General features: G+C 66.8%; 18 protein-coding genes and 1 pseudogene. 11 read left to right on the plus strand and 8 right to left on the minus strand.

The genetic code is table 11. The features are described 5' to 3' along the window. Window positions 1-40 precede the first annotated feature (40 nt). The 3 genes from AC6I6X_RS10340 (at window position 41) to AC6I6X_RS10350 (ending at window position 2,724) form a co-directional block, all read left to right on the plus strand. Window positions 41-535: a universal stress protein gene (locus AC6I6X_RS10340; protein WP_497930425.1), complete on the plus strand. Its 495-nt coding sequence runs from the start codon at window positions 41-43 to the stop codon at window positions 533-535. A gap of 180 nt (window positions 536-715) precedes the next feature. Then, complete coding sequence (locus AC6I6X_RS10345; protein ID WP_497930426.1) at window positions 716-1,354, plus strand: phosphoribosyltransferase; 639 nt, start codon at window positions 716-718, stop codon at window positions 1,352-1,354. A 152-nt stretch (window positions 1,355-1,506) separates the two neighbouring features. Continuing rightward, window positions 1,507-2,724 carry a CBS domain-containing protein gene (locus AC6I6X_RS10350; RefSeq protein WP_497930427.1) on the plus strand — a complete coding sequence of 406 codons (1,218 nt, stop codon included), beginning with the start codon at window positions 1,507-1,509 and terminating at the stop codon, window positions 2,722-2,724. 36 nt (window positions 2,725-2,760) lie between these two features. Here the strand turns inward: AC6I6X_RS10350 and AC6I6X_RS10355 are convergent, their stop codons facing one another. Beyond that, the gene (locus AC6I6X_RS10355; protein WP_497930428.1) at window positions 2,761-3,210 is read right to left on the minus strand and encodes a universal stress protein; all 450 of its coding nucleotides are present in this window, start codon (window positions 3,208-3,210) and stop codon (window positions 2,761-2,763) included. Window positions 3,211-3,386: 176 nt separating this feature from the next. On the opposite strand from AC6I6X_RS10355, the gene AC6I6X_RS10360 reads away from it, so the two are divergent. The 4 genes from AC6I6X_RS10360 to AC6I6X_RS10375 all read left to right on the plus strand — a co-directional run bounded on the left by AC6I6X_RS10360 (window position 3,387) and on the right by AC6I6X_RS10375 (window position 6,267). After that, a complete protein-coding gene (locus tag AC6I6X_RS10360) occupies window positions 3,387-3,992 on the plus strand; it encodes a metal-dependent hydrolase (RefSeq protein WP_497930429.1) in 606 nt (201 codons plus the stop codon). 96 nt (window positions 3,993-4,088) lie between these two features. Further along, on the plus strand, window positions 4,089-4,529 hold the full coding sequence (locus AC6I6X_RS10365) for a universal stress protein (protein WP_497930430.1): 441 nt from the start codon (window positions 4,089-4,091) through the stop codon (window positions 4,527-4,529). A 247-nt stretch (window positions 4,530-4,776) separates the two neighbouring features. After that, the gene (locus AC6I6X_RS10370) at window positions 4,777-5,265 is read left to right on the plus strand and encodes a universal stress protein (protein ID WP_497930431.1); all 489 of its coding nucleotides are present in this window, start codon (window positions 4,777-4,779) and stop codon (window positions 5,263-5,265) included. Window positions 5,266-5,391: 126 nt separating this feature from the next. Further along, complete coding sequence (locus AC6I6X_RS10375; protein WP_497930432.1) at window positions 5,392-6,267, plus strand: universal stress protein; 876 nt, start codon at window positions 5,392-5,394, stop codon at window positions 6,265-6,267. A gap of 7 nt (window positions 6,268-6,274) precedes the next feature. On the opposite strand, the gene AC6I6X_RS10380 is transcribed toward AC6I6X_RS10375, so the two are convergent. The 5 genes and pseudogenes from AC6I6X_RS10380 to AC6I6X_RS10400 form a co-directional block, all read right to left on the minus strand. Continuing rightward, a complete protein-coding gene (locus AC6I6X_RS10380) occupies window positions 6,275-6,748 on the minus strand; it encodes a pyridoxamine 5'-phosphate oxidase family protein (protein WP_497930433.1) in 474 nt (157 codons plus the stop codon). Window positions 6,749-6,848: 100 nt separating this feature from the next. Beyond that, entirely contained in the window at window positions 6,849-8,219 is a 1,371-nt protein-coding gene (locus AC6I6X_RS10385) for a nicotinate phosphoribosyltransferase (RefSeq protein WP_497930434.1), read from the minus strand. Window positions 8,220-8,297: 78 nt separating this feature from the next. After that, window positions 8,298-8,645: a DUF7344 domain-containing protein gene (locus AC6I6X_RS10390; protein ID WP_497930435.1), complete on the minus strand. Its 348-nt coding sequence runs from the start codon at window positions 8,643-8,645 to the stop codon at window positions 8,298-8,300. Window positions 8,646-8,824: 179 nt separating this feature from the next. Beyond that, window positions 8,825-9,177 (minus strand): annotated as a pseudogene (locus AC6I6X_RS10395) (SHOCT domain-containing protein). A 72-nt stretch (window positions 9,178-9,249) separates the two neighbouring features. Continuing rightward, window positions 9,250-9,666, minus strand: a complete 417-nt coding sequence (locus AC6I6X_RS10400) for a universal stress protein (protein WP_497930436.1) — start codon at window positions 9,664-9,666, stop codon at window positions 9,250-9,252. A gap of 143 nt (window positions 9,667-9,809) precedes the next feature. On the opposite strand from AC6I6X_RS10400, the gene AC6I6X_RS10405 reads away from it, so the two are divergent. After that, the gene (locus AC6I6X_RS10405; RefSeq protein ID WP_497930437.1) at window positions 9,810-11,018 is read left to right on the plus strand and encodes a CBS domain-containing protein; all 1,209 of its coding nucleotides are present in this window, start codon (window positions 9,810-9,812) and stop codon (window positions 11,016-11,018) included. A gap of 49 nt (window positions 11,019-11,067) precedes the next feature. Here the strand turns inward: AC6I6X_RS10405 and AC6I6X_RS10410 are convergent, their stop codons facing one another. Together AC6I6X_RS10410 and AC6I6X_RS10415 are read right to left on the minus strand one after the other, a co-directional pair. Beyond that, complete coding sequence (locus AC6I6X_RS10410) at window positions 11,068-11,511, minus strand: pyridoxamine 5'-phosphate oxidase family protein (RefSeq protein ID WP_497930438.1); 444 nt, start codon at window positions 11,509-11,511, stop codon at window positions 11,068-11,070. Between the two features lie 80 nt (window positions 11,512-11,591). Continuing rightward, a complete protein-coding gene (locus AC6I6X_RS10415) occupies window positions 11,592-13,166 on the minus strand; it encodes an ABC1 kinase family protein (protein ID WP_497930439.1) in 1,575 nt (524 codons plus the stop codon). Window positions 13,167-13,736: 570 nt separating this feature from the next. Between AC6I6X_RS10415 and AC6I6X_RS10420 the strand changes: the two genes are divergently transcribed. The 3 genes from AC6I6X_RS10420 (at window position 13,737) to AC6I6X_RS10430 (ending at window position 16,126) form a co-directional block, all read left to right on the plus strand. Then, complete coding sequence (locus AC6I6X_RS10420; protein WP_497930440.1) at window positions 13,737-14,090, plus strand: hypothetical protein; 354 nt, start codon at window positions 13,737-13,739, stop codon at window positions 14,088-14,090. A gap of 147 nt (window positions 14,091-14,237) precedes the next feature. Beyond that, on the plus strand, window positions 14,238-15,464 hold the full coding sequence (locus AC6I6X_RS10425) for a molybdopterin molybdotransferase MoeA (RefSeq protein ID WP_497930441.1): 1,227 nt from the start codon (window positions 14,238-14,240) through the stop codon (window positions 15,462-15,464). Then, window positions 15,461-16,126 (plus strand): nucleotidyltransferase family protein, encoded by a 666-nt coding sequence (locus tag AC6I6X_RS10430; RefSeq protein ID WP_497930442.1) that lies wholly within the window; start codon window positions 15,461-15,463, stop codon window positions 16,124-16,126. The genes AC6I6X_RS10425 and AC6I6X_RS10430 overlap by 4 nt, the downstream gene beginning before the upstream one ends. Window positions 16,127-16,142: the final 16 nt, after the last annotated feature.

Consider the following 16,142-nt stretch of genomic DNA (forward strand, 5'->3'; position numbering starts at 1 on the left):
TCCCCTCGAAGTTATTGTCCAGCGAATCGAACGGACACGTATGTCCTTCGTCGTCCCGTTCGATGGATCGGAACTCGCAGAGGCCGCCCTCGTCAGGGCCGTCGAGTACGCGTCAGTCCTCGACGAGGTGGTTGTGGCCGTCTCGGTCGTCCCGGAACGGAAGCGCTACGCACGGGAGAAGGGCTGGATCGGGCAAGACGAGTCGTACGACGTCGACGCGGTCGTCGCACGTCTCCGCGAACAGGTCCAGACCCTCGCGCCGGACGCGACGTTCGAGTACGAGCGGATTCGCGAGTTTCCCCCCGAATCGAAACTCGCCGGCCACATCGAACGGCTGGCCCTCGAGCACGACCCGAGCGTCGTCTTCCTCGGGAGCGACAACGTCGGCCGCGTCGTGACCCCGCTGACTAGCGTCGGCGTCCACATCGCCGCGGACGAATCCTACGACGTGTTCGTCGTTCGCCAGCCCGAGCCACCGAAGGTCGACGCGATCGAGCCCCACCCCGAGTTCTACGGGCGGAAGGATTCGGCGTAGCGATCGGCGGGTCCGGGGATCGATCGCTCTCGCGTCGGCGCTACTGGTCGATCGTTCGCGCGGTCGGCAGCGGACACGATCGCGGGCGGTTGCGGAGCCACGGATCTCCCGACGGTCCGCCCCGCGGGTGTCTCACCTGTGTGTTATATGTACTCGCATTCCGTGATTCAATCCGGGACGATGGTAGAGAGTCGCCGATTCAGCGACCGAACGAATGCGGGAGAGCACCTCGCGGACGAACTCCGTGAGCGGGGGCTCGACGCGGATATCGTGCTCGCCATCCCCCGGGGCGGCCTCCCGCTCGGCCGAGCAGTGGCCGACGCGCTCGACGTTCCGCTCGACGTCGTCGTCGCGAAGAAGATCGGTGCCCCGGGCAATCCGGAGTACGCCATCGGTGCCGTCGCGAGCGACGGGAGCGTCTGGCGGAACGAACAGGGCTTTCGCGGGTCCGGAGCGGACGAGGAATACTTCGAGCAACGGCGCGAGGAGGAAGCAGCGAACGCCCGTCGGAAGGCCGAGCGCTACCGCGGCGATCGATCGGCGCCCGACCTGACCGACGAGACCGTGGTCGTCGTGGACGACGGCGTGGCGACGGGATCGACCGTCAGGGCCTGCCTCAGAAAGCTCAGCGAAACGGACGCCGATCGCATCGTGCTGGCGGTCCCCGTCGGCCCGCCAGAGACGATCGCCGAACTGGAGGACGAGGCCGACGAGGTCGTCTGTCTCGAGACGCCGCGCGGCTTCAGGGGCGTGGGACAGTTCTACGAGCGGTTCGGACAGGTGACCGACGAGGAGGCGATGACGTATCTGGAGCGGTGATCGGTGTGTGGCCAGCGTCGTCGGTCGACGCTCCGATACCGAGACCGACCGCAAGGATAACACCGTCGGACGCGCGACCGTGAGTACGGATCGCACAGATGGAAGCGTCGTCCGTCGGTAACGCAGTCCGATCGATCGAACGCACACAAATCATGGATATCGCTGACATCGTTTCGAAAGAGTACGCCGAATTCACTCCGGACACGCCCGTCTCGAAGCTCGTCGGGACGTTCGCGGATTCCGACGTCAAGGGCGTCGTGATCCGCGACGACGAGTTCGAGGGGGTCGTCACCAGGAGGCAACTCGCCGCGTCGCATCGCCAACCGAACGAAAAGCTCGGGTCGCTCGTCTGGCACGTGCCGCGGCTCGCGCCGGACGAGGACGTCCGCAAGGTGGCACAGCTCATGATCGACAGCGATTCGCGGCTACTCCCCGTGTTCGAGGGCCAGGAACTGATCGGCGTCGTCACCGTCGACGCGATCCTCCGGAAGGTCGAGCCGTTCCTCGACGCGGCGACCGTCGCCGAGGCCCACTCCGCCGATCTCGTCTCGGTCGAACCGGAGACCACCCTCGGGGACGCGCTCCACCGCTTCCGGGAGAACCGCATCACGCACCTCCCGGTGGTCGAGGCGGACACGGCGGTCGGCATCCTCAGTCTCTACGACGTGACCGGCATCACGGTTCGGGCCGAGGTGCAGAGTCAGGGCGGCGATGCGAGCGGATCGGACCCGTTCGGTGGAGCGATATCCGACAGCACGGCTCGATCGCGCCGCGGCGGCTTCGGCGCCCGGGAGGGGGAAGCCGAGCGGATGCTCGACCTTCCGGTCCGGGACGTCATGGTCTCGCCGGTTCGTACGATCCACCCGGACGAGACGCTCGACGTCGCCGTCGCGGAGATGTTCGAGATCGACGCGTCGTCGCTGGTCGTCACCGAGAACGGCGCACCCCACGGTATCGTCACGAAAACCGACGTCCTCGACTCGCTCACCTGGGAGGCCGGCGGGAACCGCGGCGTCCAGGTCTACGGCACCAATCTGATCGACGACGTGACCTACGACGAGATCGTCGCGAAAGTCGAGAAGTTCGACGACAGGGACCACGGGATGAACGTCCTCGACGCGAAGGTCCACCTCCACGAACACGACGAGACGCGCCGCGGCCGATCGCTCTTGCTCGCCCGGATTCGGCTGTACACCGATCGGGGGCTGTTTATCGCCTCCGGGGAGGGGTACGGCGCGAGTCACGCGATCAACGAGGCGAGCGAGGTGCTGGAGCGACAGATCCGCGACGAGAAGACCTACGGACGGAGCAAGAAGCCGCCGGACGAGGCGTTCTGGGAGAAACGCTTCGGCTGGCTGCTCGAGGAGTGAGCGATCCGGCCACCGCGCCGCGAGGGCGCGGCGACGTCAGCGCACGACGGTCACCGGGACGGTCGCCCGCTCGACGAGCGACTTCGCGACGCTGCCGAGCATCCGCCCGGCGCGCTCCGATCGGCCCTGGTGGCCGACGAAGATCGTGTCGACCCCCTCGGTCTCGGCGTAGTCGGCGATCTCCGGGACCGGATCGCCGTAGAGGAGTTCGCTCTCGACGTCGTGGCCGCGTTCCCTGGCGAGTTCGGCCGCGTCGTCGATGACGGCCTGGCCGCGCTGTTCGGCGTCTTCGACGCTCTCGAGGATCAGTCGACGGTCCGCGTCCGAGAGCGACGAGATCGGTTCGCTCCCGCCCTCGTCGTAGACGGTGGGGTCGACCGCGTGGACGACCGTGATCGATCCGCCCATCGCGTCCACGACGTCGGCGGCGTAGGCGAGGGCGTTTTCGGACGCTTCGGAACCGTCGACGGCTACGAGGGCCTTCATACTCGCCCCTTCGATCCGAGGTCATTTGAATTGCGAGGGCGCTGTCACTCCCAGGGACGAGACGGGACGGCGAACGCTGGGCGATCGTTCCCGGCGAAGTGCGACACACTATCCTGCCGAGTGGTACCGGTTCGCAGGAAACACCTTTATCGTTTCGTCGCCTACGAACGGTCACAATGATGGCGACGACGCACGCGCTCTGGGGGATGGTACTCGCACTTCCCGTCCTCGCGATCGCCCCCGAACTCGCGCCGATCGCGTTCGTGGCCGGGTTCGTCGGCGGGTTGGCTCCCGATCTGGACCTCTATACGGGCCACCGGAAGACGTTCCATTACCCCGTCTACGCGTCGATCGCGGCGGTGCCGGCGCTGGCAACGGCGCTCCTCGCGCCGTCGACGCTGACGGTCACACTCGGCGTGGGACTCGCCGCGGCGGCCCTCCACGCCGTGGCCGACGCCTTCGGCGGGGGCCTGGAGCTTCGACCCTGGGAAGGCACCTCCGAGCGGGCGGTCTACAGCCACTATCACGATCGATGGGTCCGTCCCCGTCGCTGGATCCGTTACGACGGTGCTCCCGAGGACCTCGCGCTCGCCGGCGTCGCGGCGGCGCCGCTCGCAGTGCTCGGTTCCGGGCCGATCACCACTGTCGTGCTCGCGTTCGTCACGGTGTCGGCCGTCTACGTCCTGTTGCGAAGGCACCTCGCGGGCGTCGCCGAGCGACTCGTCGGGCTAGTGCCGGCCTCGCTGTGGCCGTACCTTCCCGCGCGGTACCGACGGGCCTGACTCGGCCGCAACGTCGACCCGCTCTCGTCCGCGATCGGGACCCGCCGCGGGCCGATCGCCCCGTCATACTATACTATTCCGGCCGAAAGCAGCCGTATGATCACTTCCGTTCTCGTTCCCGTCGACGGATCGCCGCTGTCCATGCGCGCGCTCCGGCACGCGTTGCGGACGTTTCCCGACGCGGAGATCACGGCCTACCACGTGGTCGACCTGTTCGAACCCGACACCGTCCCCGACGTCGAGTCGTCGTACGAACCGATGATCGGCTCCCCGGAGTGGTACAGCGTGGTCGACGACGCGACCGATCGGCTCTTCGCGGAGGTCGACGAGATCGCCGCGGACTACGATCGATCGGTCGCGACCGAGTCGGACATCGGCGATCCGAAGCGACTCGTCGTCGAGTACGCCACGGAGGAAGCCGTCGATCACGTCGTCGTCGGCTCGCACGGACGGATGGCTCCACAGCGATCGATCTACGGGAGCGTCACCGAGGCGGTCGTGCGCCGCGCGCCGGTCCCGGTCACCGTCGTTCGGTGAGGGCCCCTGTGATACGGTTTACTGTAAGTCATTTCCGGCGCAACCGCCGCCCGGATCGCGGTTGCGCCGGTACATCGGTACAGCAATCCGTATGAGTCGACGCTCGCACCGACTCGCCAGCCGTCCGTCGCCGGACCGCTCGAGCCGATCGGGTGTTCTCGCCGCGATCCGTCTCCGTCGGCCCTGCCGTTCTCTCGCTGTGGGAGGCGCCCGCAAGGTTGTTCACCGGCAGGATCCAACTGGGAGTATGGCGTTTCTCGTCCCATTCGACGGGTCCTATCTGGCGGAGGCTGCACTGATGCGGGGGGCCGAGTACGGCGAGGCGCTCGACGAGGACGTGATCGCGCTCTCCGTCGTTCCCGACGACGAGTCGTACGCGATCGACGTCGGGTGGTACGAGCAGCGAGAAGACGAACCGTTCAGCGTTCAGTACGTCGCGGGCAAGCTACGCGACGGCGTGGCCGACATCGCCCCCGAGGCCGCGTTCTGGCACGAGCGGATCGACACCGGGACGGCCGCCGCGATCGCGACACGGATAACCGAGATCGCCGACGAAATTCGGCCGTCGGTCGTCTTCATCGGCACCGACAACGTCGGCGAGATCGCCCAGCCGGTGACCAGCGTCGCCGGCGGAGTCGCCGAAAACGCGACGTACGACGTCCACGTCGTCCGGTACTACGCACCGCCGTCGATTCCAGCGGTTCGACTCGAAGAGGGGTCGTACCCCGAGGGATGACCGAAGGGGCGGTCACGGCTCGCCGGCGATCGACTGCCATGGCGGTCACGACTCACCAGGGACCGGCTGGTCACGACCGGAGAACGTACGAGTGGCTTGATGACCGTCCGGGTCGAACGAACCGGTATGTTCAGCACCGTACTCGTCCCGACGGACGGCAGCGCCGGCGCCGAAGCGACGATCGCCCACGCGACCGAACTGGCCGACGCCTACGGCGCGGCCGTCCACGCCCTCTCGGTCGTCGACACCGGTGTCGAACCGATCGGACTCGGGGCCGACGATCGCGAGTCGCTCTACGAGTCCTCCGAGCGACGGGGCCGCGAGGCGACGATCAGGATCACGAACCGGGCCGAGGAACGCGACCTGCAGGCCGCACGGGACGTTCGCGAGGGCGTCCCCTACAGGGAGATCCTCGCGTACGTCGACGAGGCCGACGTCGACCTGATCGTCATGGGGACCCACGGCCGGACCGGTGCCGATCGGGTTCGCCTGGGCAGTACCACCGAACGGGTAATCACGCGGGCGGACGTGCCGGTGCTGTCGGTTCGGCTGGCGGAAAGCGAGGAACCCGTGCCCGGGGACGGCGGCTACGATCGACTCGTGATTCCGACGGACGGGAGCGACGCCGCCGAGCGCGCCGCGGAGACCGCGCTCGATATCGCCGAGAAGTACGACGCCGACGTCCGAACCGTCTACGTGGTCGATCCGACGACGTACGACCTCGAGGACGCGCCCCGGAGTATCGTGGGGTTGCTCAAAGAGGGCGGACAGAACGCGACGGAGACGATCGCCGAGAGGGCTCGCGATCGAGGCCTCGACGCGGAAACCACGATCCGTCGCGGCGTTCCGGCCGCGGAACTGCTCGAGTACGCGGCCGATGTCGACGCCGACCTCGTCGCCATGGGTACGCGCGGGAGCGCGGTCGGTTCCGGCCGACTCCTCGGGAGCACGACGGCGCGCGTCGTCCGCCGATCGCCGATCCCCGTCCTGACGGTGAATTAGGGGCCCGTTACTCGTCCGGTTCGAGCGCCGGCGGGAGCCCCTGGTGTTTGATCCCGGTCCGATCGTCGATCCGGAACTCGTAGACGGCCACCTCGCCCGAGAGGGAGGCCGTTTCGAACAGGTCCGGGCGCCACACGTCACCCAGAATCTCCTCGAGGTCGTCCCACTCCGACTCGGGGACGGCGGCGACCGATCCCGACAGGAGCACGCTCTGCCAGTTGTACATCGTGTCGACCGCGAAGACGAGAAAGCTCGCGGCGTCCGCCGCGTCGCTCATCGCTTCTTTCCGGCTTTCGGATCCGAGGAGATACGTGAAATAGAGTCGGCGCTCCCCGTCGTACCCGAACGATAGCGGAAGGAGATACGGGCCGTCCTCCCCGGGGAGGCCGAGCACGCCCATCTTCCGCTTCGACAGGAAGTTTCGAATCTCGTCGTCGGTCATCTCGGCCAGGCCGTACTCCTGGAGTTCGTCGACGGACATACAGTGACGGTCTCCGGGCGGCACGAAAAAGCCTCACCCCGTCCGCGCTCGTCGAGAGCCGATCGGCTAGGCCGCCACCCATCCGCCGAAACCCGCGCGTCTACTCCGAAATCCGGGATTCGAGCGCCGAACGAAGGTCGTCCGTCTGCGCCTGTAGCCCGTCGCTGATCCGGACCTCGTACGGGTCGGGACTCTCGATCCGTCGGTGTTCCACCGGCAGTTTCCGGCGCTCCTCGCGGGCGGCCGCCCGAATCTCGTCGAGATCCGGGATATCGTAGACGCGATCGCCGCCCTCGATGACGGTGACCAGTTGCTCCTCGCCGGGGCCCGTCTCGCCCCGGAGTCCGAGGACGTCGCCGGCGTACTCCCCGTCGGATTCGATCCGGCGGACGCTTTTCGCGCCGGGATAGGTCACCTTCCCTTTCGAGAGTTTCATCGTCGGCTGCATCTCGCCGTCGCGTTCGACCGCAACCAGTTTGTAGACCCCCTCGACCTTGGGGGCGTCCGTACTCGTCACCAGGGCGGTCCCCGGTCCGAAGCCCGCCCCGAGGCCGCCGCGATCGAAGAACTCGTGGATGGCGTACTCGTCCATCCCGGAGGAGATGAACTGGTCGACCTCGGGGATGACCTCGTCGACCGCTTTCGAGAGCGCCGCGAGATCGCCCGAGTCGAGACGGACGCCGCGGAGATCCACGTCCCTGGATTCGGCGACCGCGTTTGCGACCTCCGCACCCCGAACGGTGTCGTAGGTGTCGATCAGGAGCACGCTCTCGTCGCCGTACTCGTCGACGAACGCCTCGAACGCGTCGCGCTCGTGTTCAAAGCTCTGGACCCACGAGTGGGCCATCGTTCCCGAGACGGGAATCCCGAACGCCTCGCCGGCGGCCACGTTCGAGGTGGCGTCGAAACCGCCGACGTACGCGGCCCGCGCGGCCTTCATCCCGGCGTCGGTGCCGTGGGCGCGTCGCGACCCGAAGTCGACCAGCCGCTGGCCGTCCCCCTCGCGATCGATCACGTCCCGCATCCGGCTGGCTTTCGTCGCGATCAGCGACTGGTAGCCGATCTGGTTGATGAGCGCGGTCTCGAAGAGCTGTGCCTCCTGGATGGGGGCCGTCACCTCGAGCAACGGCTCGTTCGGGAACACCGGCGTCCCCTCCGGCAGCGCGCGAATCTCGCCGGTGAACTCGAAGTCGGCCAGCCACGAGAGGAACGCGTCGTCGAAGTCCTGCTCGGCCAGGAACTCGAGGGCACGATCGCCGAACGAGAGGGTCTCGACGTAGTGGACCGCTTGTTCGAGTCCCGCGGCGATCATGTATCCCCGGTTCGGCGGCAGGTCGCGGACGAAGAGGCTGAACGTCGCTTTCGGGGTGTGGTCCTGTGCGTGATAGGCCTGCATCATCCGCAGCTCGTAGAGGTCTGTAAACAGCGGGAGCGTCTCCTGGGTCAGGTAGCCGAAGCTCGTCTCGGACATCGGATCACCTGCACGAACCACGTGGATCGTGATAACTGTCGGTGCCCCGTCGACTCGAATCGGTGTGTTTCCCTGTCGTCACGCGATCTCGACGGAATCGGTCGCGTCGAGAACGGTCGAAACGAGATCGCACTCGTAGTAGCGGACCGTCTCGTGCTGCCGATCGTAGTCGACGATCTTTCCGTCCTCGAGCGACGGCAGGTGGACGTGGTGGAGTTCCGTCTTCCAGGTGGCGGTTTCGCGCCTGTCGGTCACCGTGGACAGGGTCGCCGCCAGGTTTTCAACTCTCATCCTGTTGTCGTCGTACCCGTCCAGCACGGCGAGGATCGTCCGGCGCCGAGAGTCCGCGAGCAATCGAAGGACGGCGTCCGTATCGCACGTACAGCGGACGGTGCCATCGTCGCCGACGATCGAACACTCAGTCATGGTTTTCGATAGTTGAACTACGATCGTGCGGCCTAAAGTAGGCGTACCGTCTTCCCACCGCATGATAGATCGCCGATCGGTGAACCGTCAGGAATGGCTATCCGAAACGTGACGACGGCAGCATCCGATTTCGGTGCCTTCGAGAGGCGAACCCGTGGAATACGCGCCGCCGGGGCTGATTAGCGATCGCGTTCGAGGCGTTCGCGGCGGTTCTCGTACTCCTCGTCGGAGAGGTCTCCGCGGGCGTAGGCTGTCCGTAACTCCTCGATCGCGGCGTCGGGTTCGTCGGCGGGGCCTCGGACCGCCCGGTACAGCAGGGAACCGATCGCGAGGACGGCCAGCAGGAACACGAGCCACGTCACGATCCCCAGCCACGTGCCCGCCGCCCCGTTCACATCCCGCCGTCCCACATGTGGCCGCCGCCCCACAGGCCCATGGTCGGCATCAGCAACGTCATCAGCAGGACCGGCAGGAGCAAGACGAGGGCGACGATGAGCAGGAGCGTTCGGACGAGCGAGTCGTCGGTCGCCATGGGTATTCGTTCACCGGGTGCCCTGAAATAGCTCCGTCCCGGACCGCCGGAATCGCTGGTGCCGGCGATCGATCACCGGACGACCGTCACCGGAACCGACGCGCGTCGCACGACCTGTTCGGCGACGCTGCCCAGCAGGACCCGCGAGACGCCCGATCGACCGTGACTGCCGAGGACGATCGTATCGACGTCGGCGTCGTCGGCGAACTCGACGATCCCGCGGGCCGGCGACCCGACGATCGTCTCGGTCGCGATCGACGCGTCGTGGTCGTCGGCGCGATCCTCGGCCATCTCGAACAGCCGTTCGGCCTGCTTCTCCGCGGCTTCGATCGCTAGCTGGAAGTTGTACGGGGCATCGCCGCTGTAGGCCGATATCGACGGATTGAGGACGTGCAACGCCGTGATGTCGGCGTCGGGATACGTCTCGAGGGCGTGGTCGAGTGCCTTTCGTGCCGGATCGGAGTCGTCGAGCGGGACGAGAACGTGCATATCCGATCGTTCGATCGGTCACCGTATATATCGCAGGGAACGTTCCCGATACGTGGAAACTCGATCTGGCTGAACGTTTCGATAACTCTTCCTGCGTGGGAAGAGTCGACAGCGGGTATTCCGACGGACGACAACGGTTACGTATGAACGTACGCGAAATCGTCGCCGACGAGTTCGAGACGTACGACGAGTCGACGCCGCTGTCGAAACTCCGCGGCGCGTTCGAGGAGACCGGCCGGCAGACGCTGCTGATCACCGGCGACGGCGCGTTCGAGGGCGTCGTCACCCGCCGAGACGTCCTCTCGTCCCACCAGAAGACCTCCCGCAAGGCGTCCTCGCTCGCCCGTCCGGTCCCGACGATCGATCGGGACGAGGACGTCCGGGAGGTCGCACGGCTCATGATCGCTGGCGACACCAGGGCGCTCCCGGTGCTCGACGGCGAGGACCTCGCGGGCGTCGTTCGTGCGGACGACCTCCTGCAACTGGTCCAGCCCTACCTGTCGGTGCTCGCGGTCGACGACGTCGCGACGCGGGACGTCGTCACCGTTGGCCCGGACGAGTCGCTGGGCGCGGTGCTCTCGACGTTCCGGACCGAACGCATCCAGCACCTGCCCGTCACCGAGTCCGGGACCGACGAGGTCGTCGGCATCGTGAGTCTCGCCGACGTCCTCGAGTTCGTCACCCGGGAACTCCAGCGCTCGCAGGGCGGCGACCCGGCGGCCCACATGGACGCCGCCTCCGGCGGCCACCACGGCGGATTCGGCTCCCGGGAAGGCGAGAGCGACGACCTGCTCGGCCTGCCGGTGCGCAACGTGATGGTCGAGACCCTCGGGACCGCACGGGCGAGCGAAACCGTCGACGAGACGCTCGCGACGATGCTCGAGCACGGGGCCTCCTCCTCGATCGTCCTCGACGAGGCGGGCGCTCTCGACGGCATCGTCACGAAGACGGACCTGCTCGAGTCGCTGACCTGGACCGACGAAGGACGGCTTCCCGTGCAGGTCTACGGCGCGGACCTCCTGTCGGACCTCTCCCGATCGGCCCTGGCCGATCGGATCGAGGCGGTCGCGGAGAAGTACGCGGAGATGCGCGTTCTCGAGGCCAGGGTCCACCTCCAGAAGCACACCGAGCAACTCCGCGGCGTTCCCCTGCTCCTGGCCCGGGTTCGCCTCTACACCGACAAGGGGCTGTTCGTCGCCTCCGGTGAGGGGTACGGCGACGGCCACGCCGTGTCGCTCGCGCTGAACGCGGTCGAACGCCAGATCCTCGAGGGGAAGACCCACGCGCTGAGCGAGCGGACCGACGACGACGCGGACGTCGCCAAGATGTACGGCTGGTGGCTCAGCGAGTGAGGAGCGTCGACGCTCGAACCGATCGACCGGCGACCGCCTTCGGGCCCTGTCACTCGCCCGTTCTCCGGCCGGTGATCGACTCGATCTCCAGTTCGTAGATCTCGAGGTCGATCGCCTCGACGTCCTGATCGAAGACGTACAGCCGGTGGAACGACTCGTTGAGCGTCATTGCGTCGAACGCCTCCCGTTCGGAATCGGTGAGTTTCCGCAACGGACCCCTGACGAGTACGCTCCAGCTATCCGTGCCCGAGCCGTTGCTGTAGAGACACAGGCAAGCGTCGGTCGTCGCCTCGACGTACTCCATCTTCGTACTCGACCCGTCGTTCGCCAGCCGGATATACAGCGACTCGCCGTCGTAATGATAGCCCACCGGGATCGCGTAGGCGGACGACTCGTCCGCGAGCCCCAGAACGCCGACCGCTCCCGCTTCGAGGCGGCGTTCGATTTCGTCGGCCTCCATGCCGAACGTGTACACGTACTCGATTCTGTCCATGGTGAACGTACGGTCACGACGACTATGAAGGTCTCCCGTCGGCATCGGGGGTCGATTCCGGGTCGAACTGCTGACGGGACTCAGCGCCCGCTCGATCGGCGCGTTCGAACGTACTGGAGCGCGACGACGAGCGCCGCGGCCAGACTGACGAGTTCGTACGGCTGGGCGTGAAACGTCAGCACGGCGGTGGAAACGAACAGGGCTCCGGCCAGGACGGCGTAGCCGACCCCCGGATCGCCGCCCTCCGTCGGTTCGACCGGCTCGGTCCTGACCACCAGTTCGCCGCGCTCGAGTTGGCCGAACACGGCGTCGAACCGGGCGGGTGCCCGCGCGAGGACGGGTGCCGATTCCCGCAGGTCCCGTTTGACGTCCTCGAACAGCACCTCGAACTCGCTCTCGATGAACCCGTGGTCGACGAGGAACGATCGCGTGACGGCGATGAAGTCGAACTCGGGATCGAGGCTCCGGCAGACCCCTTCGCCGACCGTCCCGACCCGCATCAGCAACATCACGTTCGGCGGGATGCGAAACGGGAAGTCGTGGAGCATCGAGAGCAGTTCCGTGATGATCAACTGCCAGGTGACGTCCGATCGGCCCTCGAGGTTGTCGATCACCAGTTCGATCACCCGCCGAACCGCGGCCCGGTCGACCGTCGGTTCGAGGACCTCGAGCGCGACGAGCGTGTTCAACAGGCCGTCGACGTCGCGGCGAACGAGGGTGCGATAGAGGCTCGTGATGTCCTCCTGTTCCTGTTGCGAGAGCCGCTGGCTCATGCCGTAGTCGTAGATGACCAGCCGTCCCTCCTCGGTCACGGCGAGGTTGCCGGGGTGTGGATCCGCGTGGAACACCCCGTCGACGAGCCCCATCTTCAGGTACGTCCGGGCGATCACCGTGGCCATCTCGGTCGGTCCCAGCCCCGCGTCGGCGAGCGCGTCGTCGTCGGTGATCTTCCGTCCCTCGACGTACTCCATCGCCACCACGCGATCGGAGCACAACTGGTCGTAGGTGTCCGGGACGACGATCCGATCGTCGTCGGCGAAGTTGGCGTCGATCTCTTCCATGATCGTCGCCTCGCGCTCGAAGTCCAGTTCCCCGAGGATGATCTCCTCGAAGTCGTCCGCCGCGTTCTCGAGCGAGTACCGCTGGCGCTCGTCGGCGAACGTCGCGAGCAGCGGCACGAGACCCCGGATGACCCGCAGGTCGCGTTCGATCTGAGACACGAGCCCCGGCCGACGGACTTTCAGCGCGATTCGATCGCCATCGTAGTCGGCGGTGTAGACGAACGCGAGCGAGCCGCCGGCGACCGGTTCGACCGACTCCAGGTCGATGTCGTTGCGGAGTTCCGCCTGGAGAACGGCGAACGGATCACCGCCCGCCCCCTCGGGAACCTCGTCCTGCAAGGTCGCGAAGACCTCGACGTACGTCGGCGGCACGATGTCCGGCCGCGTCGAGAGCACCTGCCCGACCTTGATGAACGCCGGCCCGAGGTCGAGCATCGTCTCGGTGAGCCGCTCGGCACGGGCACGGTGGACCTCCGTAGGTACCGACCGGGACGGGCCGAACAGCAGGAACCGATGCCGATCGCGAAGGAACGCGATCGCGACGGGGAGGAATCGAACGAGGACCTGCAGATAGCGTCGGTAGTACCCGCTCATCGTCCGTGGACAGGCGACCAGTCGATCGGGAGACCGTTCATACGTTCGCGTTCGAACAACGGCTACTAATACGTGACTGACGGTTTCCACGATCGGAACCGACGTCGAGGTGTTCGTCTCGGCCACTGCGTTCGAACCCGCTAAGCTACCAAATATAAATTCATATCTAATAATAAATAGTATCGTCCTACCCGGTCGACGTCGTCGCCGATCGATATTGACCGTCGAACTCGATCGTTTCCCGGACGAAGTGTCGTTCTCGGCCAATTCGGGTCGATCTCTCGCGTGTGACGGCGTGGGAGGGTCGTTCGTCTCACTCCACTCTCCGACACCTGCGCTTCTGGCACAGAATCGCCGGAAAACCGGAACAACAGTCGGCATGTGGCCGTCGACGATGTCGTCCTCGATGACTCGCAAACTACGCTCTGATTCTCTAAGGAATCTGGTTGCTTGAGTGAAAAGTATTTATTTTGACCTAACCGAACCGCTGGCCGACCTGTCCCGCCGACGCCTCGGCGATCGGCCGCGTAAGGAGGGAGTTTTTTCAGTGCTTCTCGCTGCGTATCGCGTATGACGCCTGGACTGGAACCGACCGAATCCTACGACGGGCGGATCACGGTCCTCGTCCTCGAGGACGAGGGTCGTCGGGAGCGAATCCGGTGCTCGTCGTACGAGGCCGCGATCGAGACCGCGAAAGAAGCGGTCCCGTCGGCCACCGCCGTGAAGATCGTCGATCGGGACGACGAGGTCGTCTTCACTTCGACCGAGATGGACATCGACGACTGGGCGAGCGAGTGGCGCCACGCGAAACGCCGACTCTCCGTCGACGTCGAGGCGTACGACTGCCCGTACGACAGCGTCGGGTGTTTCGCGGACGATCGCTGCGTCCAGTGCCAGATCGACAGGGTCCAGGAGCAGTACTGACCGTCCCTGATCGGGTCGAGTTCCCGCCCGATGCGATCGGCGACGGGCGGTGATCCGATCGATGCGTCTCTCCCCACCAGTGGGCCGGGGCTCCCGGTTTCCTGCCCGGGGAACACTATTTTTACGACCGTCTCGAAACGGACGGGCATGGGACACGATCACGAGGACCTGCTCTGGCGCGAGGACGCCGTGGCGAAGGTGCGTGCCGTCCGACGCGACGTATTGCCGTCACTCGGAACCGAATCGGTCCCCCTCGAGTCGATTTCCGGCCGCGTCGCGGCCGAGTCGGTCGTCGCCGATCGGGACGTTCCCGGGCGCGACTTCGCGACGATGGACGGGTTCGCGTTCGACGCGACCGACCCGTACCCGCTTTCGATCGTCGAGGGGGAGGTCTATCCGGAGGCCGAACCGCCGTCGATCGCGTCCGGCGAGGCGGTCCGCGTCGCGACGGGTGCACCGATCCCGGAAGCGGCGAACGCGGTGTTGAAACGGGAAGCGGCCGTCGTCGAGGACGGAACGCTACGCGGTCCGGATCTCACCCCCGGCACGTACACCTACGAGCGTGGGAGCAACGTTAGCGAGGGGGAGGTCCTCGTCGACAGCGGGGAACGGCTCTCGGCCAAAGACGCGATACTCCTGGGCGATCTCGGACGGGATCGACTCCGCGTCAGGGACCGATTCTCGACGGGGCTCCTCGCGACGGGCACGGAGATCCACGAGGATCGATCCCGCGACCTCGATTCGCCCATGCTGGCCGGACTCGTGCGTTCGTGGGGCCACGAGGCGACGGTCGAGGGAGCCGTCCCGGACGAGTACGATCGCGTCGAGTCGGCGATCGATCGCCTCGCGGCAGAGTACGACGTCGTGCTCACGACGGGCGGAACGAGCGTCGGCCACAAGGACCACGTCGTCCGCGCGCTCGACGCGCTCGGAACGGTTCGCTTCCACCGGGTTCGGCTCCGGCCCGGGAAGCCGATCGCGCTCGCGGAGGTACCCGACCACGACGCGGTCGCGTTCGCGATCCCGGGGAAACCGATCGGCGCGCACACCGTCGCGACGCTCGTGATGCGCCCGTTCTTTACGGGGGACGCGACGACGCCGACGGTGCGTGCGACGATGGACCGATCGGTCTCGTTCGGGCCCGACGGCTTCGACTACGCGATTCCCGTCCTGCTGACGGAGGGCGACGACGGGGCGCGAGCGATGCCGCTCGGCCATCGCGACTCGCCGCTCCGGGTGTACGACGAGCAGTTCGATCCGAGCGTCCTGTCCTCGAGCACGCGCGCGAGTCGCGCGGACGGACTCGTCGTCACTCGAGAACCGCTCGAAAAGGGCGCGGACGTCGACGTCGTTCCGTATCCGGTGCTCGAATGACCCGGGAGACGCTTCCGGTGGTCGACCCACCGCCGGTCGCGGAGACCGACCCGGACGCCGCCGTCCAGGGGATCGTCCTCGCGGCGGGGACCAGCAGTCGGTACGGATCGGCGAACAAGCTACTCGACCCCCTCGACGGTGGCCCGCTGGTTCGACACGCGGTCGCGACGCTCGTCGACTCCCGACTCGACGCGATCGCGGTCGTCCTGGGCCACGACGCCGATCGCGTTCGGGCGGCGCTCGAAGCGTACGACGACGAGGTCCGATTCCTTCGCAACGGCGACTACGAGCGCGGGCAGAGCACGTCGGTTCGGGCGGGCGTCGAGAGGGCTCGCGAGACGGGCGCCGACGCGGTCCTCTTCGCGCTCGGCGATATGCCGTCCGTCGCTCCCGCGACGATCGATACCCTCGTCGCTGCGTACGATCGCGAATACGGGTCAGTGCTCGCGGCCGGCTACGACGGGTCCCGGGGCAACCCCGTCCTGTTCGGCTCCCGGCACTTCGACGCGCTCGAGTCCGTGTCGGGCGACGTCGGCGGCCGCGACGTCCTTCGACGGGCGTCCGATGCGGCCGTCGTCGAGACGGGGGATCCCGGCGTTCTTCGCGACGTCGATCGGCCGGCGGACCTGGAGCGCGTGACTCGCGATTCGGACCCCTCGTAAGAACGCGTCGAGTACG

The organism is Halosolutus sp. YCN4 (assembly GCF_059736495.1).

What these genes read in the sequence shown, in the direction of transcription:
- AC6I6X_RS10415 (WP_497930439.1), bottom strand. Translation starts at nt 13,166, where the DNA reads ATGAGCGGGTACTACCGACGCTATCTGCAGGTCCTCGTTCGATTCCTC.
- AC6I6X_RS10340 (WP_497930425.1), top strand. Translation starts at nt 41, where the DNA reads ATGTCCTTCGTCGTCCCGTTCGATGGATCGGAACTCGCAGAGGCCGCC.
- AC6I6X_RS10420 (WP_497930440.1), top strand. Translation starts at nt 13,737, where the DNA reads ATGACGCCTGGACTGGAACCGACCGAATCCTACGACGGGCGGATCACG.
- AC6I6X_RS10410 (WP_497930438.1), bottom strand. Translation starts at nt 11,511, where the DNA reads ATGGACAGAATCGAGTACGTGTACACGTTCGGCATGGAGGCCGACGAA.
- AC6I6X_RS10355 (WP_497930428.1), bottom strand. Translation starts at nt 3,210, where the DNA reads ATGAAGGCCCTCGTAGCCGTCGACGGTTCCGAAGCGTCCGAAAACGCC.
- AC6I6X_RS10385 (WP_497930434.1), bottom strand. Translation starts at nt 8,219, where the DNA reads ATGTCCGAGACGAGCTTCGGCTACCTGACCCAGGAGACGCTCCCGCTG.
- AC6I6X_RS10430 (WP_497930442.1), top strand. Translation starts at nt 15,461, where the DNA reads ATGACCCGGGAGACGCTTCCGGTGGTCGACCCACCGCCGGTCGCGGAG.
- AC6I6X_RS10350 (WP_497930427.1), top strand. Translation starts at nt 1,507, where the DNA reads ATGGATATCGCTGACATCGTTTCGAAAGAGTACGCCGAATTCACTCCG.
- AC6I6X_RS10405 (WP_497930437.1), top strand. Translation starts at nt 9,810, where the DNA reads ATGAACGTACGCGAAATCGTCGCCGACGAGTTCGAGACGTACGACGAG.
- AC6I6X_RS10365 (WP_497930430.1), top strand. Translation starts at nt 4,089, where the DNA reads ATGATCACTTCCGTTCTCGTTCCCGTCGACGGATCGCCGCTGTCCATG.
- AC6I6X_RS10390 (WP_497930435.1), bottom strand. Translation starts at nt 8,645, where the DNA reads ATGACTGAGTGTTCGATCGTCGGCGACGATGGCACCGTCCGCTGTACG.
- AC6I6X_RS10380 (WP_497930433.1), bottom strand. Translation starts at nt 6,748, where the DNA reads ATGTCCGTCGACGAACTCCAGGAGTACGGCCTGGCCGAGATGACCGAC.
- AC6I6X_RS10370 (WP_497930431.1), top strand. Translation starts at nt 4,777, where the DNA reads ATGGCGTTTCTCGTCCCATTCGACGGGTCCTATCTGGCGGAGGCTGCA.
- AC6I6X_RS10345 (WP_497930426.1), top strand. Translation starts at nt 716, where the DNA reads ATGGTAGAGAGTCGCCGATTCAGCGACCGAACGAATGCGGGAGAGCAC.
- AC6I6X_RS10400 (WP_497930436.1), bottom strand. Translation starts at nt 9,666, where the DNA reads ATGCACGTTCTCGTCCCGCTCGACGACTCCGATCCGGCACGAAAGGCA.
- AC6I6X_RS10425 (WP_497930441.1), top strand. Translation starts at nt 14,238, where the DNA reads ATGGGACACGATCACGAGGACCTGCTCTGGCGCGAGGACGCCGTGGCG.
- AC6I6X_RS10375 (WP_497930432.1), top strand. Translation starts at nt 5,392, where the DNA reads ATGTTCAGCACCGTACTCGTCCCGACGGACGGCAGCGCCGGCGCCGAA.
- AC6I6X_RS10360 (WP_497930429.1), top strand. Translation starts at nt 3,387, where the DNA reads ATGATGGCGACGACGCACGCGCTCTGGGGGATGGTACTCGCACTTCCC.